The organism is Bacillus sp. CCNWLW194 (assembly GCF_037120585.1).
Classification (GTDB): domain Bacteria; phylum Bacillota; class Bacilli; order Bacillales; family Bacillaceae_G; genus Bacillus_A; species Bacillus_A basilensis.
In genome coordinates this window covers 87,836-101,582 of sequence record NZ_JBBBBL010000007.1, presented here as the reverse complement: position 1 = coordinate 101,582, position 13,747 = coordinate 87,836, and the positions used below count along the sequence as shown (strand labels likewise).

Sequence of the window (13,747 nt, the reverse complement as noted above, 5' to 3'; positions counted from 1 at the left end):
GAGGAGAGAAAAGTAAATGTTTATAGAAGCAGAAAGATTACTAATACGGAAATTTGAATTCAAGGATTGGGAAGCTGTTCATGAGTATACATCAGATAGCAATGTTATGAAATACATACCTGAAGGGGTTTTTACTGAAGAAGATACAAGAAACTTTGTAAATAAAAATATGGGTGAAAATGCTGAGAACTTTCCTGTGATACTGATAGATGAAAATATTCTGATTGGTCATATTGTTTTTCATAAATATTTTGGCGAGCATACTTATGAAATTGGTTGGGTATTCAATCCTAAATATTTCAACAAAGGATATGCTTCTGAAGCAGCACAAGCTACATTGAAATATGGGTTTAAGGAAATGAAATTACATAGAATTATAGCTACATGTCAGCCAGAAAATATCCCATCATATCGAGTGATGGAGAAAATTGGAATGAGGAGAGAAGGCTATTTCAAGAAGTGTATACCCCATGGAAATGAATGGTGGGATGAATATTATTACGCTATTTTAGAAGAAGAGTAGTGTCTCAGAACGCATTATTAAAATCAAAATCATAATTAAAATTGTGCTATCATTTTTTGAGAATTGCTTGGTCCATAAAAAAATTAAAATGTGGGTGGTGCTCTATGCCCATCAAGCTAACATTATACAAGTTTAATTTCATGTAAGATTTTTTCTTTTTTCTAAAGATCCAGTGTAAGTTCTTTAAAAATTTGCATACTAAATAAACCCTATCGGGCTTTATTTTTTTGGATTACACTACCTAATTGTGGGACATAGAAAAATTATATACGATGCCTAAGATATCAATGAATGTTTTCTTCTTATACCTATGGGATTTTCGTCCGTTTTTCTGTAAGAGATTAAACAGACGAAACAATATCTTTGTTAATTCTTGGGTGTCTTTTGTAAAGATTGATAAAGAAGTGAAAAATAATCTTTTATGATATAAATCGCTTTATATTCGCTTAATTCTCGTTCCGTCTTGCTGAGAGTAATTGGCGCATTTGAAACATGGTGGAGGAATAAAGAAAGGTACTAATTAATTGTCCATATAAATGATATTCAAGTTGTCCTTAATTGATGTACACCTCAAATGTTAGATACGAACAACAATTGGGGTGTACTTTTTTATGGTTAAATTTTCACGAGAGGAAAAAGTAATGGTAGTAAGAAGATATTTAGATGGAAATGATAGAGCGATGAGACGTGCAAAATCTATAAAGGTTCATCCAATTGTAATTCAGCAGTGAGGTAGTTCAAAACAGTTTATTTCGCAAAATACATATGGATTGGTGCTGTTATTCATTTGAATCTTAGTAATACCCTGATTTAGATGCTAGCCCAAAAAAGCTCGCAATCTATTATTAGTAATTCATGAAGATAATATAATGAAAAATATATTTTTTAATTTTAATATTTAAAACTTATGCATGCGTGTTACAATGAAGTCCTCCAATTTATTTTATTCTCCTATTTAGAATTTATGGTTTGGTATCCAATAATACAAAAGTAGCTGTAGTAAATGAAGTGAAGCGGTTAGAGTGGTTAAAAGCCTGTTAAGTATAATTATCCAAAGAATAAATTCACTTAGTTAAGTTTTAGAAGGTTTATTATGGTAAGGATTTCATCAAATTTGAATCGTTCTAGATTAAAATTTTGATCCAATTAAAGTCAAAAATCATCATTTAAATGAATTCCATGTTTCATCTAGGTAATTTAGAATAATTTGTAGTCTTAACATTGCTTACTATAAAAAAATAACATATTCGAAAGGTGGATAGATAAACTCCGCTTGTAAAAATTAAATTGTTATATAAGAAGATGCATGTAAAAGGATATAACGGTGATTTCATATCGAATGATACCATAAATGAATGTAGAAAAAATAAAGGAGCAAACGATTAAATAAACTATATCAGTTGTTAGAATGAAAGGGAGAAGTAGAGAGTGTTTAAAATAAAAGAAAGATTGGAACAAATGAAGCTTAAAACGAAGTTGTCTATGGCATTTATTGCAATATTAATTATACCAAGTCTTATTGTGGGAATAACATCTTATAATGAGTCGAAAACTGATCTTAATGATACAATTCTACAAGCTGCGAAAGATAATGTGAGTATTTTAAATAAGATAGTTGATGATGAATTAGAAAATAAACATGTAGATGTAACTTATTTTGCAAAGATACTTAAACAAGGTGATTATAATGCTGACCAATTGCAAAATGTACAAAGTAAATTTGAACAATATATACAGTTACATCCAGAGATAGAAACAATTTATACTACATCCAGTAATAATCAATTTATTCAAGCACCTGTTGGAAAAATACCAGAAGGATTTAATCCGTTAGAAAGTAGTTGGTATAAGGATGCAGTAAAAGCCAATGGAGAAATTATTGTTTCGTCTCCTTATAAATCAAAGTCTACAGGAAATATGGTAATAGCAATTGCAAAGCAAAATGCTGATAAAAGTGGTGTCATTGGTGTGGACTTAAATATTGATGATATCGTAAAAACTTCTAAAATGATAAAAATAGGAAAACAAGGTTTTGTATCTATAGTAAGTCAAGATAAGACTATAGTTGTTCATCCTACACGTAAGCCAGGTGAGAAATTAGAGAAATCATTAGCAGATGATCTATATAAGAAAGAAGATGGAGTAATTACTTATAGCCTTAATGGAGAGGATCGAAACATAAGCTTTAAGACAAACAAAAAAACAGGTTGGAAAATAGCTGGTATAATGCCTACGAAAGAAATTGAAGAGGCTACCAATCCTATTTTTTATAAAACTCTCACTATAATAGGGGCTTCATTATTGTTAGGTGGAATTGTAATTTTCTTCATTCTTAAATCTATTATTAATCCACTAAAACGATTAGTTATTTCAGCTCAAAGAATTAGTCAGGGAGATTTAACTGAGAAAATAGATATTCGTTCAAAGGATGAACTTGGTCAGTTAGGTGGTAGTTTCAACACAATGGCAAAATCGTTACGTAATATAATTTCTCAAATTAACACATCTGCAGGACATGTGGCTGCTTCGTCTGAGGAACTAACTGCTAGCGTAGAGCAAGCAAGCGTTGCAACAGAACAAATTACAAGAGAGATGGAAGAAATCTCGAATAGTGCAGAAGTTCAAAATAATGAAGTGGAGTCTGGAGCTGAATTAATTGGTGAGGTAACGCGAAATATTCAAAACGTAGCTGATAATTCTTCTGAAGTATCGACTTCATCCATATACACTAAACAAAAAGCCAATGAAGGTGAAAAATTAGTAGAACAAACTGTAGCGCAAATGCAGTCTATCCATCACTCTGTTTCTCAATCCGATACTGTAATAAAATTATTAGATAAGAAATCGCAACAAATTGGAAGTATATTAGAAGCGATTCAAAATATTGCGGAACAAACAAATTTATTAGCATTGAATGCAGCAATTGAGGCAGCTAGAGCAGGAGAACAAGGGCGAGGGTTTGCAATTGTTGCCGATGAAGTTAGGAAGCTAGCAGAGCAATCATCCGAATCTTCAATGGAAATTGGAAGTATAATTAAGGAAATACAAGCAGATGTACATGAGACTGTAAAAGCTATGAATGAAGTAGGAGTTGAAGTGCAGTCAGGGATTCAGGTTGCGAATGATACAAAACAAAGTTTTTATGAAATCTCAAAATCTGCAAATGATATCGTGTCAAAAGTACATGGTATGGTGGAATTATCAAATAAAATGACAAGTGATGTAATGGAAGTCGATACATCAATTAATCAAATATCTATGGCTGTGAAAGAGAATTCTTCAAGTATGCAAACGATAGCCGGTTCATCTGAGGAGCAACATGCTTCTATGGAAGAGATAAATTCTTCAGCAATACAATTAGCACAGATGGCCGAAGAACTTCAAGAATTAATTGGTGGATTTAAGATATAAGTTCAAATTCTAGGATAGAATCCTAGATAGTATGTTTAAGGATAGAAGTTAAAAATCTTATAACGATAAAAGGAGCAATTTAATTTGCTCCTTTTTCATGTGAATTCTACATGAAATTTAGTATCAATGATTCCAAAAGCGACTTTACATGGGAACGGATTTCTCCCTGTTGAAGCAGCACACATACATGAAAGTACCCAGTATTCCAATTCTAAAGGTAAGCGGAATGCTTGGATACTACCATCATTGTTTTTTACTGTTACGATCGGTGTATTTACCCTAGTTGTAGCGAAACCATCTGTCGTTATCATCGCTACTGCATCATTATTATGAAAACCAGCGCTTAAAACCTCGTAAGTTATTCCATTTTTCTCATTGATAATCATAGGTATATTTTAAATAGGGATAGTTATTTATATCATTATGAGTAATTCTTCTCGCTGTATTCTTTCTTATCTGATTCCCTTGCATTTTATATTCTCCTTTATAATACTCCAAAGATAATCACCTAAATCTATTTTACGTCTATTATATTCGGAAATTGTATTGTCATCTTATTATAGAAAGCATCATTACATATGATAGATCTATGTAATGAATCTATATCGATAACGGTCATATAGTTGGTGAGTAAATAACCATCTTCATAATATGTAATTAATATCTCTTCTTCAGATAGCAACGAACATAGTAACATGTTCTCAATCAGTTCTTTCTCTTCAGAGGTTAAAGTGGGACGCGATACTTTAGATTTCTCTTTGATCATTTCACGTATTCCGACGAATTGTTCTGGCATTGCTGCAAACGGCGTCCATTTGACCATTCCTCTGCCTTTTGGCATATTAGCGTTGTTCATGCTTTGTGTCCCCCTAGCAGTGTGTTTCTGTATCTTGCTGTTGCATTATTTGTATAGGAAATTCCTCTTAATATGCTGTTTTTTCCAAACTTTGTGCGTATTTCATCCATTACTTTCGTTAGCTTTATTTCTTTTTCTCGTTGTATGATGTTATCAAAAAGGGAAATTTGTTCTTCTCCTTCACCAATTAGTTTTGTTAGAGAAATAGTAATACTTCTAATTGGTTCTCCAGTATATTGTTGATGTAGAAAATATAGACAAACTTGATAAATGTCCATGGTTAAGTTGGTGGGACGGCTTAAGGTATGTGTTTTGCTAAAGCCACCCGAATAACTTTTACTATATCCAATTGAAAATTGAACGGTTTGAGCAAGTTTGTTTTGTTGTCTTAATCGATAGCAAACTTCTTCGGTATGTTCCAGTAGGATAATCGGAAATTCTTCTATTGTATAATCACGCATTAAAATTTGGCTTTTTCCTATAGAAGTTGTAACCGGAACATATTTCTCTGAAATTCGACTAAAATCAATCCCATTACTATGTAAGTGTAATTCTTCGCCAATCACGCCGAAGCTTTGTTTTAAATATTTAAGAGGATAATTAGCTAAATCACCAATTGAATGTATTCCTTTTTGATTTAATTTTGTTTCTGTTTTATGCGAAATTCCCCAAAACTTACTAAGCGGTCGTATGCTCCATAATTTTGTAGGTATATCTTCGTATGTCCAATAAGCGACTCCGTCTTTATTTTTCTTTGCTTCAATATCTAAAGCTACCTTACTCATCAATAGGTTAGGTGCAATCCCGATTGTGCATTCAATTCGTGTGTGTTCATATATTTCACGTTTAAACTGTAATGCAAATTCATTTGGATTCCGAGCAAATAGATGGATGCTATCGGTAATATCCATAAAAAATTCATCGATGCTGTATTGATGAAAGTCTTCAATAGGAACATATTGTAGAGCTAACTTCGTTATGTAATTGGAGCACTTAATATAGGTTCTCATAATTGGATTCACAATAAGAATATCTTTTTGCCGAGGAATCTCGTATAGCCTTGCCAACTTCTTTACTCCCATTGCTTTTAAAGGTGGAGTTGCGGCTAAAACAATGGACCCATTCCTATTCACATCACCGACTACAGCTAATTTTGTATGAAGTGGGTCTAATCCCATTTTGATACAACTAACAGAAGCATAAAAGCTACGAAGATCAACACATAAAATGATTCTATTCGGTAAAATTGAATAGTCATACACTATAACTCCTCCTAATAATAATGAGAACGTTTGTTCCTATTCTTGTTCTTATTATACACGAACTTACGTTCTTTTATGAAGTGGTTTCTGAAAAAATATTTAATTATATGTAGTAGAAATAAGTAGAACGACAGAGAGAAGTAACGGCCAAATGTTATTGAAATTTCTAGGATATAAGCTGTATCATTTATATTGGTTAGTACAGGAAGAAAATGATGGGAGGATGTAAGGTATATTATCCTTTCAAAAAGTGATAGTAATTTATCGTAAAAAGAAGTTTCTATTACGAGATTATGTGAAAATATAATTTCAAATAATAGATTTAAGGAGGATGTTTCATAAATGGAGCAGGTTATACAAGAGTTTTTTTCTCCAAGTAAAAACTATAAGGTTCAAATCATTAAAAGAAAAGATGGGCTATACACAACAGAAGCTTATAGATGGATGGAGGATTGTGGATCTGAATTTTGGAGTTATATATCACAAGGATTGACTTTGATAGATAGTGAGGAACATGCGCGTAAAATTGCTATGGAGCAACTAAAGGAATGTTCAAGAGATGAGTTTTAAAATACCCTATTTTATCTGTAAAATTATGAGGGAGTATGTGTGATATTTTATGAAAATATAGAAGTGAATTTTATTTAATCTTATTTATTTTATAAGAATTGTAAGGTATACTAAAAGTAGGTGCAAAAATGCACTATTTGAAAAAGAGTGCAAGTCAAAAAGGAATCCATAAAGGATTCCTTTTTTGTTTTTTAGAAAATGAAGCAACTTCCTAATTATTTCTTTTTTATTTATGAGTGAATGACCTTCCATTTTATAAACATAAAAGGTATTTTTGGAAAATTGCCATATTCCTGTAACAAAACACAGGTATGTTATGTGTGTAAAATATAAAGAGAAAGTAGGAAAAGTTGTGAAAAAAATTTTGCCAATTGTTGCGTTATTGGGCATGATGAATTTTGGAGTACAGGAAATGAATGTAAGAGCTGATACCTATTACAAGAGCGATTCAAAAATTAGTTTTTGGGATTCAAAAAGGAAGGGCACTAATTTCATGAATAGTACGTCATTACCTGAGAACTATAAAAGTGCAAAAGAAGCTAATATTGAATATGTTCGTTTAGCACCTGATAAATGGACAAAGGATAAAGATTTTTTATTTGAAGATAAACCAGATACCTCTGGAAAGGATTTTCTGATAGGTAATGCAGATAACTATCAGGGATTAGTAAAAGAGGATTTAGAAAAATTAAAAGCAGATTTAGATGCCGCACAATCGCAGGGAATGAAAGTTGTTCTTACAATGTTATCCTTGCCTGGTGATCGATGGCGCCAATTTAATAATAACAAGAATGACGACAGAATATGGGAAGAAGAGAAGTATCAAGAACAAGCAAGTCAATTTTGGAAAGACCTTGCTTTGGAACTAAAAGATCACCCCGCAGTGGTTGGTTATAATATTATAAATGAACCGCATCCAGAAACAGCTAAAAATAATAGATATAATGATTTTTGGACGGAAGATTACGAGAAATGGTATAAAAAAGTGAAAGGAACAACAGCGGATTTAAACAGATTCTATGAAAAGGTGATTAACTCTATTCGTGAAGTGGACAAAGAAACACCGGTTATTTTAGATTCAGGTTTATATGCTACTCCATGGGCTTTTAAATATTTAAACCCAGTAGAGGATAAAAAAACACTATACGCATTTCATATGTATGAACCATATGAATTAACGAGTCAAGGTGAAAAACAAAACAAGGAATATCAATATCCAGGACTAGTAAACGTAGGGGATTTAGAGAAACCTGTAATGTGGAATAAACAGGGATTAGAGAAATTTTTAAAGCCGATTCAACAATGGTCTAAGAAAAATCATGTACCATCTAATCGAATTATTGCAGAGGAATTTGGAATTAACCGTACTGTTCCAGGAGCTACCCAATACATGCAAGATCTTATTTCTATCTTCAATCAAAAAGGTTGGCATAAATCATTCTATGCATTTCGTGAAGATACATGGACAGGAATGAATTATGAATTAGGAACAGGAAAAATAAAATGGGACGAAGAGGGTAAACCGATACGCCAAGATAATTCACTCTGGGATGTAATAAAAAAAGATTTACAGGGGCATAAGTAGTTTAGAATGCTTGGTTTAAGAACTAAATGTAAGCATCTAATTCAAATAGAATTAGGTGCTTTTTATATTAAAAAAGCGGAGTTATATTAAAGATTCCGTCTTTCTTTTACATATAGAGTAGCAACCAGGTTTATATACAAAAAACAACAAGATTCTTAGAGAATAGTTTAGAAAAAAGCTAAGGAAGTTTAAATAAATGTGGTTGCAATTATTTAAACCATTGAAGTTAAAAAACTTTTATGAATTTTTCGCTAGATTATAAGCTTTAAATGTTGAAATTTATTTACTTATTTCGCCGAATGAATACATTTATACAATTAGATGGAAGTTATGGGTGTTGAATCAAAACATAATAGTTTGTTATTGATGAGTTTATCGTAAAGTTGTTATTTAATGTGTCATCAAATAGTATTTGTATACAATGATAAATAAAGAAAAGGAGATTATTATGAGAAAAAATAGATTAAAAGATACAACATAGATAGCATGAATAGCTTGGGTTGTAAAAACATAAAAAAACAAAAATCCTTAAGTGCATTAAGGAAAAATGAGGGAGAAAATATGGGGAATAATTCAAAATATAAAACGAGAAAAATACTTGCAGCCACCGCTACAGTAACTATGCTTGCAACTGGAATGATTTCTACAACAGATATCATTGCAGAGGAACCGCAGCAGCCAAATAAAATATCGACATCACTTCAAGATGAAAATTCAGTTAAATCAGAAAACAGAGCGTATACAGTCCCAGGAAAAGGGGATGTTGAGGTACTGAAACAACAGGAAAGAAAAAGTATGGCATTTAGTCCATATGAACCGACTGGTTTATATGCAAAGCCAAATGAACAAATAACGATTAATGTAGAAGGAAATCAAAATATTCAAGCATATATTGGAACGTATTCGTATGATGCTTCTTGGAGAGAAGATTCTAAAATAAAATCATTTACATTAAAACCAGGTATAAACACAATCCAATCGCCAAATGGAGGAATGATTTATTTTTACAATAAACAACAAGGTGGTACCATTCGAACAACGGTCACAACTGGTGGAACGACTACTCCTCTCTTTGAACTAGGCAAGCATACAAAACAAGATTTAATAGAAATGCTGAACCAATATCCAAATGCACATGCAGTGGAGCTAAAAGGAGAACGTGTATTAATTACGGCCAGCCCTGCACGTGTTAAGAAATATTTGCTAGGTTCTAATACAGATCCTGTACAACTCTTAAAAAAGATGGATGAAGCTACTCGAGTTCAAGACAAGGTAGCTGGATTATCCGAAGAACAAGTAGACAAGCATTATATTCATTACGTAGAAGAAAATCATTCGCCAGATTATTATATGTATGCGACTTCTTATCGAACTGCATATGTAGGAGATGCAATCCAATACGTGTTGGATATTAATAAATTTATAAAAGATGGTTGGGGTCCATGGCATGAGGCAGGGCATTTGAGACAGCAATCACCTTGGAAATTTTATAATATGACAGAAGTACAAAATAATATTTACAGCCTTTCTGTAGAAAAAGCATTTACATCTAATCAACCTTTTAGATTGCAACAAGAGGGCGCTTATACTAAGGCATTTCAATACTTAGAACAACCTAATAAAAATTATGACGAAGTTAGTGATGTTTTTGTTAAGCTCGTTATGCTCTGGCAACTACAGTTAGCATATGGAGAAGACTTCTATCCTAAATTGCATCAATTGTATAGAGATATGCCTTCTAATGAACTTCCACAAACTGATGAAAATAAAAAACAATTATTTATGATCTCAGCATCAAAAGTAGCCAAACAAAATTTGATTCCTTTCTTTGAGAAGTGGGGATTACGTCCAAATAACGATACCATTCAAAAAGTGAATGCATTAGGATATCCAATTTTAACAGCAGAGATTTGGAAGGGGACGGATTCTAATCCGATTAAACCAGATGTGCCTAATGCAAATAATATTTTAGAAGGAAGCCAGTTTGCATGGTCACTAAAAGGAATAAGTGATTTCGAGTTTGCTAAAATCAATTTCAATAAGTCGGCTGAAGAAATGCAAGTGGACTTAAAAGCAGGCGTACCGCATCATTATTTTAATGAAACATATGCGAGTATTAAAGTACAAAATGCATCGGGGAAAGTAGTATACAAGAAAGATATTTATGGAAACAAACAGCAAAATGCTGAATCACCAAAGGTACCAGTCAAAGCAGGAGATTATATCGAGTTAACACATTTAGAAGGTGTGCATAGAGCTACTTTTATGAATGTCGATAATAGTAAACAAGAGAGCTTTGGAAAAAAAGCCATATACGAAGTTACAAAGGATGGTCTGAAAAAAGTAAATCAAATTGTTAATCCGAAACCAGATACAGAGGCTCCGACACAGCCACAAGAATTATATGCAAGCAACCTTACTTCTAACAGTGTAGAGCTAAAATGGAATCCTTCTACAGATAATGTAGGTGTAAAAGAATATCAGGTATTACGCGATGGACAATTGATTCAAACAGTACAAGGAACGACGTTTACTAATCAGAACTTAACAGTTAATAAGGAATATAAATATGCAGTGAAGGCTGTAGATGCAGCTGGAAATACATCAATTCAAAGTAACATTCTTCCGGTAAAAACAAAAGATCAAAATGCATCTTATGAGAAATGGGATCCAAAGAAGGCGTATACAAAGGGAGACAAAGTAGAACATCAAGGGAAAGTGTATGAAGCTGTTCAAAATCATCAAGGAAATGGTGACCCGAATTGGATATTTGCAGTAGCGTTATGGAAACCACTTACAATCAAGTAATATGTAAGAATCAGATGTGAAGATAGAACAACATAAATTGGGGCAGTATTTTAAAGAATTACTGGATGTTGCTTGAATTTTGATAGATTTCTCTATTAAGTTATTATTCAAAAATTAAAATTAGAAAAGGAAGAAGATTAGTGATTATTCAGAAAGAAAAGAAAAGATTTAATAAAGTTATTATAATTACCGCAGCATGTAGCATGTTTTCTATGTTTGGAACGTCTATTTCGCACACTAAAGCTGCAACACATTCAGCTGCTCCAGCAGTTTATGTCAGTCCCCAAAATATACCTGCCTCAGATATTATTAGTATAGACTGGTCACCAGTTCAGACTCCACCTTATACGTACTGGGCTGTACACAACTGGAATGCAGGTGGTGAAGCTGGAGGATATGCTGGTTTTCAACAACAAAGTGGGTTTGATGAAAATGGAAAACGTACTTTACATTTTGCTTTATGGGATCCAATTTCCTCTAAAGAAGCAATAAAGGCCGAATACTTATCTCCGAATTCGCAAGCTGGACCCTTTGGAGGAGAAGGAACAGGAATGAAGGTTCAAACAACTTATGGTTGGAAAGACTACAATTGGTACAGAATGACAATGCGTTCATGGCAAGAAAATGGTCATACTAAATTTGGACAATGGCTGAAAGATGTAACAAATAATAAATGGCATCAAATTGCAATTATGGATTTTCCTGTCGCTAATGTTGCGTTTAATCATGGATTAGGAATGTTTCAAGAAGACTGGGCTGATAGTGGACAGAATGTTCGAGAAGCGCGCCTGAAAAATGGTTATAGCCGAAAGTTAGTAGATAAACAATGGAATTCTTGGAATAATCAAAATGTTTCAGGGGCGCATGATAATACTTATCAATATGATGGAGGAGCCACTTCAGAATATGTATGGGTCAAAGCAGGAGGTAATACGCAGTCTACCATTGGATCAGGAAAAATATTCACGCTAAATCAACCTACTCAACCTGAAATAGGAAAACTAGATTTTGATATCCAATCTATATATTATGAAAATGAAAAATTAAATGTATCTTGGAAACTAAAAGAAAATAGTACACCGCAATTTAAGGGGAAAATTGAAATTTATAACAATGAAAATATGACGGGCCAACCTATTAACGTAATTGATGATATTAAATCTTATCAAAATAGAATCAGTCAATCTATATCATTATCAACAAATGCTTATGCAAAAATTGTATTAACGGATTTATTTGATCAAACTGTTGAGAAAAAGGTACAAATCAAAAATGAATCTCCAAACATTTTTGAAGGTAACGAATTTGCATGGTCGCTGAAAGGGATTGGAGACTTTGAATTTGCGAAAGTAAATTTAAATAAATCAACAGAAGAAATGCAAATTGATCTAAAAGCAGGTGTACCACATGACTATTTTGATAGTACATATGCGAGTATTAAAGTGCAAAATACATCAGGTAAAGTGATCTATACCAAAGATATTTATGGAAACAAACAGCAAAATGCTGAATCACAAAAGGTACCAGTCAAAGTAGGAGATTATATCGAGTTAACACATCTAGAGGGTGTGCATAGAGCTACTTTCACAAATGTCGATAATAGTAAGCAAGAGAGCTTTGGAAAAAAAGCCATATACGAAGTTACAAAAGAAGGTCTGAAGAAAGTAGAAAAAATGCCAGAAGCAACAATCTTAGATGGAAATCAATTTGCATGGTCATTAAAAGGATATAGTGATAGAGAAATTGCAAAAGTAGATTACGATAAAATGGCAGAAGGGATGAAGATAAAACTAGAAGCAGGTATACCACATTCCTATTTTGCTAGTACGTATGCGAGTATTAAGGTCCAGAATTCTTCTGGAAATGTTCTGTACAATAAGGAAATCGTGGGAAATAAACAACAAAATGCTGAAAGCCAAACTGTGCCAGTCAAGGTAGGGGATTACATTGAATTTACCCATATAGAAGGAGAAGCAACAAAGGAGAAAACGCGAGCAACCTTAACTAACCTTGAAAATAACAAAAATGAAACAATTGGAAAGACAGCCAGGTATCAAGTTACAAAAGAAGGCCTGAAGAAAGTAGAGAAAATGCCAGAAACAACAGTTTTAGATGGAAATCAATTTGCATGGTCTTTAAAGGGATATAATGATCGAGAAATCGCAAAAGTAAATTATAATAGGGTAACAGAGAAAATGCAGGTGAATTTAGAAGCAGGCGTACCACATTCTTATTTTAATAATACGTATGCGAGTATCAAAGTACAGAATTCATCCGGTAGTGTTGTGTACAATAAGGAAATAGTGGGAAATAGACAGCAAACTGCTGAAAGCCAAACTGTGCCAGTCAAAGTGGGAGATTATATTGAGTTTACCCATATAGAAGGGGAAGCAGTGAATGAAAAGACTCGGGCTACACTTACTAACCTTGAGAATAATAAACAAGAATATATAGGCAAAAAAAGAATCTATCAAGTTACTTCAACGGGATTAAACAAAATAGATTCACATGAAAAATATTCGAATTTTTAGTTAGATGCTTAATAGTCGTTCATTATGAACGCCTATTTGGCTTTTATTTAATATAAAGTGAAATTAATTTTAAAAATATGTTTGAGGACTGAGTGATGTTTAGGTGCTATAGATTTGAGAAAAAAGAAAACGAATAATAAGGTATTTGTTGATAAAGACTTTATTTCATTATAATATTTTACATATTTAGTGTGATGTATA

General features: G+C 32.6%; 8 protein-coding genes and 2 pseudogenes. 6 read left to right on the top strand and 4 right to left on the bottom strand.

Going from position 1 to position 13,747, the window contains the following annotated elements:
• The first annotated feature begins 16 nt into the window (after window positions 1-16).
• Window positions 17-523 (top strand): GNAT family N-acetyltransferase, encoded by a 507-nt coding sequence (locus V7S50_RS17230; protein WP_242254467.1) that lies wholly within the window; start codon window positions 17-19, stop codon window positions 521-523.
• A 241-nt stretch (window positions 524-764) separates the two neighbouring features.
• On the opposite strand, the pseudogene V7S50_RS17225 reads toward V7S50_RS17230, so the two are convergent.
• Window positions 765-1,074, bottom strand: a pseudogene (locus tag V7S50_RS17225) (IS4 family transposase); the annotation flags it as partial.
• Window positions 1,075-1,951: 877 nt separating this feature from the next.
• Here V7S50_RS17225 and V7S50_RS17220 point away from each other — a divergent pair.
• The gene (locus V7S50_RS17220) at window positions 1,952-3,934 is read left to right on the top strand and encodes a methyl-accepting chemotaxis protein (RefSeq protein ID WP_242254465.1); all 1,983 of its coding nucleotides are present in this window, start codon (window positions 1,952-1,954) and stop codon (window positions 3,932-3,934) included.
• A 95-nt stretch (window positions 3,935-4,029) separates the two neighbouring features.
• Here V7S50_RS17220 and V7S50_RS17215 read toward each other — a convergent pair.
• The 3 genes and pseudogenes from V7S50_RS17215 to V7S50_RS17205 all read right to left on the bottom strand — a co-directional run bounded on the left by V7S50_RS17215 (window position 4,030) and on the right by V7S50_RS17205 (window position 6,052).
• A pseudogene (locus tag V7S50_RS17215) lies at window positions 4,030-4,405 on the bottom strand (hypothetical protein).
• A 43-nt stretch (window positions 4,406-4,448) separates the two neighbouring features.
• Window positions 4,449-4,790, bottom strand: coding sequence for a YolD-like family protein (locus V7S50_RS17210; protein ID WP_242254462.1), 342 nt, complete (start codon window positions 4,788-4,790; stop codon window positions 4,449-4,451).
• Complete coding sequence (locus tag V7S50_RS17205) at window positions 4,787-6,052, bottom strand: Y-family DNA polymerase (RefSeq protein ID WP_242254460.1); 1,266 nt, start codon at window positions 6,050-6,052, stop codon at window positions 4,787-4,789. Before V7S50_RS17205 ends, V7S50_RS17210 begins: the two co-directional genes overlap by 4 nt.
• Before the next feature lie 342 nt (window positions 6,053-6,394).
• Between V7S50_RS17205 and V7S50_RS17200 the strand changes: the two genes are divergently transcribed.
• The 4 genes from V7S50_RS17200 to V7S50_RS17185 all read left to right on the top strand — a co-directional run bounded on the left by V7S50_RS17200 (window position 6,395) and on the right by V7S50_RS17185 (window position 13,546).
• Window positions 6,395-6,622 (top strand): hypothetical protein, encoded by a 228-nt coding sequence (locus tag V7S50_RS17200; protein ID WP_063220989.1) that lies wholly within the window; start codon window positions 6,395-6,397, stop codon window positions 6,620-6,622.
• A gap of 316 nt (window positions 6,623-6,938) precedes the next feature.
• On the top strand, window positions 6,939-8,207 hold the full coding sequence (locus V7S50_RS17195; RefSeq protein ID WP_242254459.1) for a glycoside hydrolase family 5 protein: 1,269 nt from the start codon (window positions 6,939-6,941) through the stop codon (window positions 8,205-8,207).
• A gap of 561 nt (window positions 8,208-8,768) precedes the next feature.
• Window positions 8,769-11,015 carry a M60 family metallopeptidase gene (locus V7S50_RS17190; protein ID WP_242254457.1) on the top strand — a complete coding sequence of 749 codons (2,247 nt, stop codon included), beginning with the start codon at window positions 8,769-8,771 and terminating at the stop codon, window positions 11,013-11,015.
• Window positions 11,016-11,155: 140 nt separating this feature from the next.
• Complete coding sequence (locus tag V7S50_RS17185; RefSeq protein WP_242254456.1) at window positions 11,156-13,546, top strand: putative mucin/carbohydrate-binding domain-containing protein; 2,391 nt, start codon at window positions 11,156-11,158, stop codon at window positions 13,544-13,546.
• Window positions 13,547-13,747: the final 201 nt, after the last annotated feature.

Bases quoted from the DNA above. Each gene is read 5' to 3' on its own strand.
- V7S50_RS17230 (WP_242254467.1), top strand. From the start codon at position 17: ATGTTTATAGAAGCAGAAAGATTACTAATACGGAAATTTGAATTCAAG.
- V7S50_RS17210 (WP_242254462.1), bottom strand. From the start codon at position 4,790: ATGAACAACGCTAATATGCCAAAAGGCAGAGGAATGGTCAAATGGACG.
- V7S50_RS17200 (WP_063220989.1), top strand. From the start codon at position 6,395: ATGGAGCAGGTTATACAAGAGTTTTTTTCTCCAAGTAAAAACTATAAG.
- V7S50_RS17195 (WP_242254459.1), top strand. From the start codon at position 6,939: ATGTGTGTAAAATATAAAGAGAAAGTAGGAAAAGTTGTGAAAAAAATT.
- V7S50_RS17190 (WP_242254457.1), top strand. From the start codon at position 8,769: ATGGGGAATAATTCAAAATATAAAACGAGAAAAATACTTGCAGCCACC.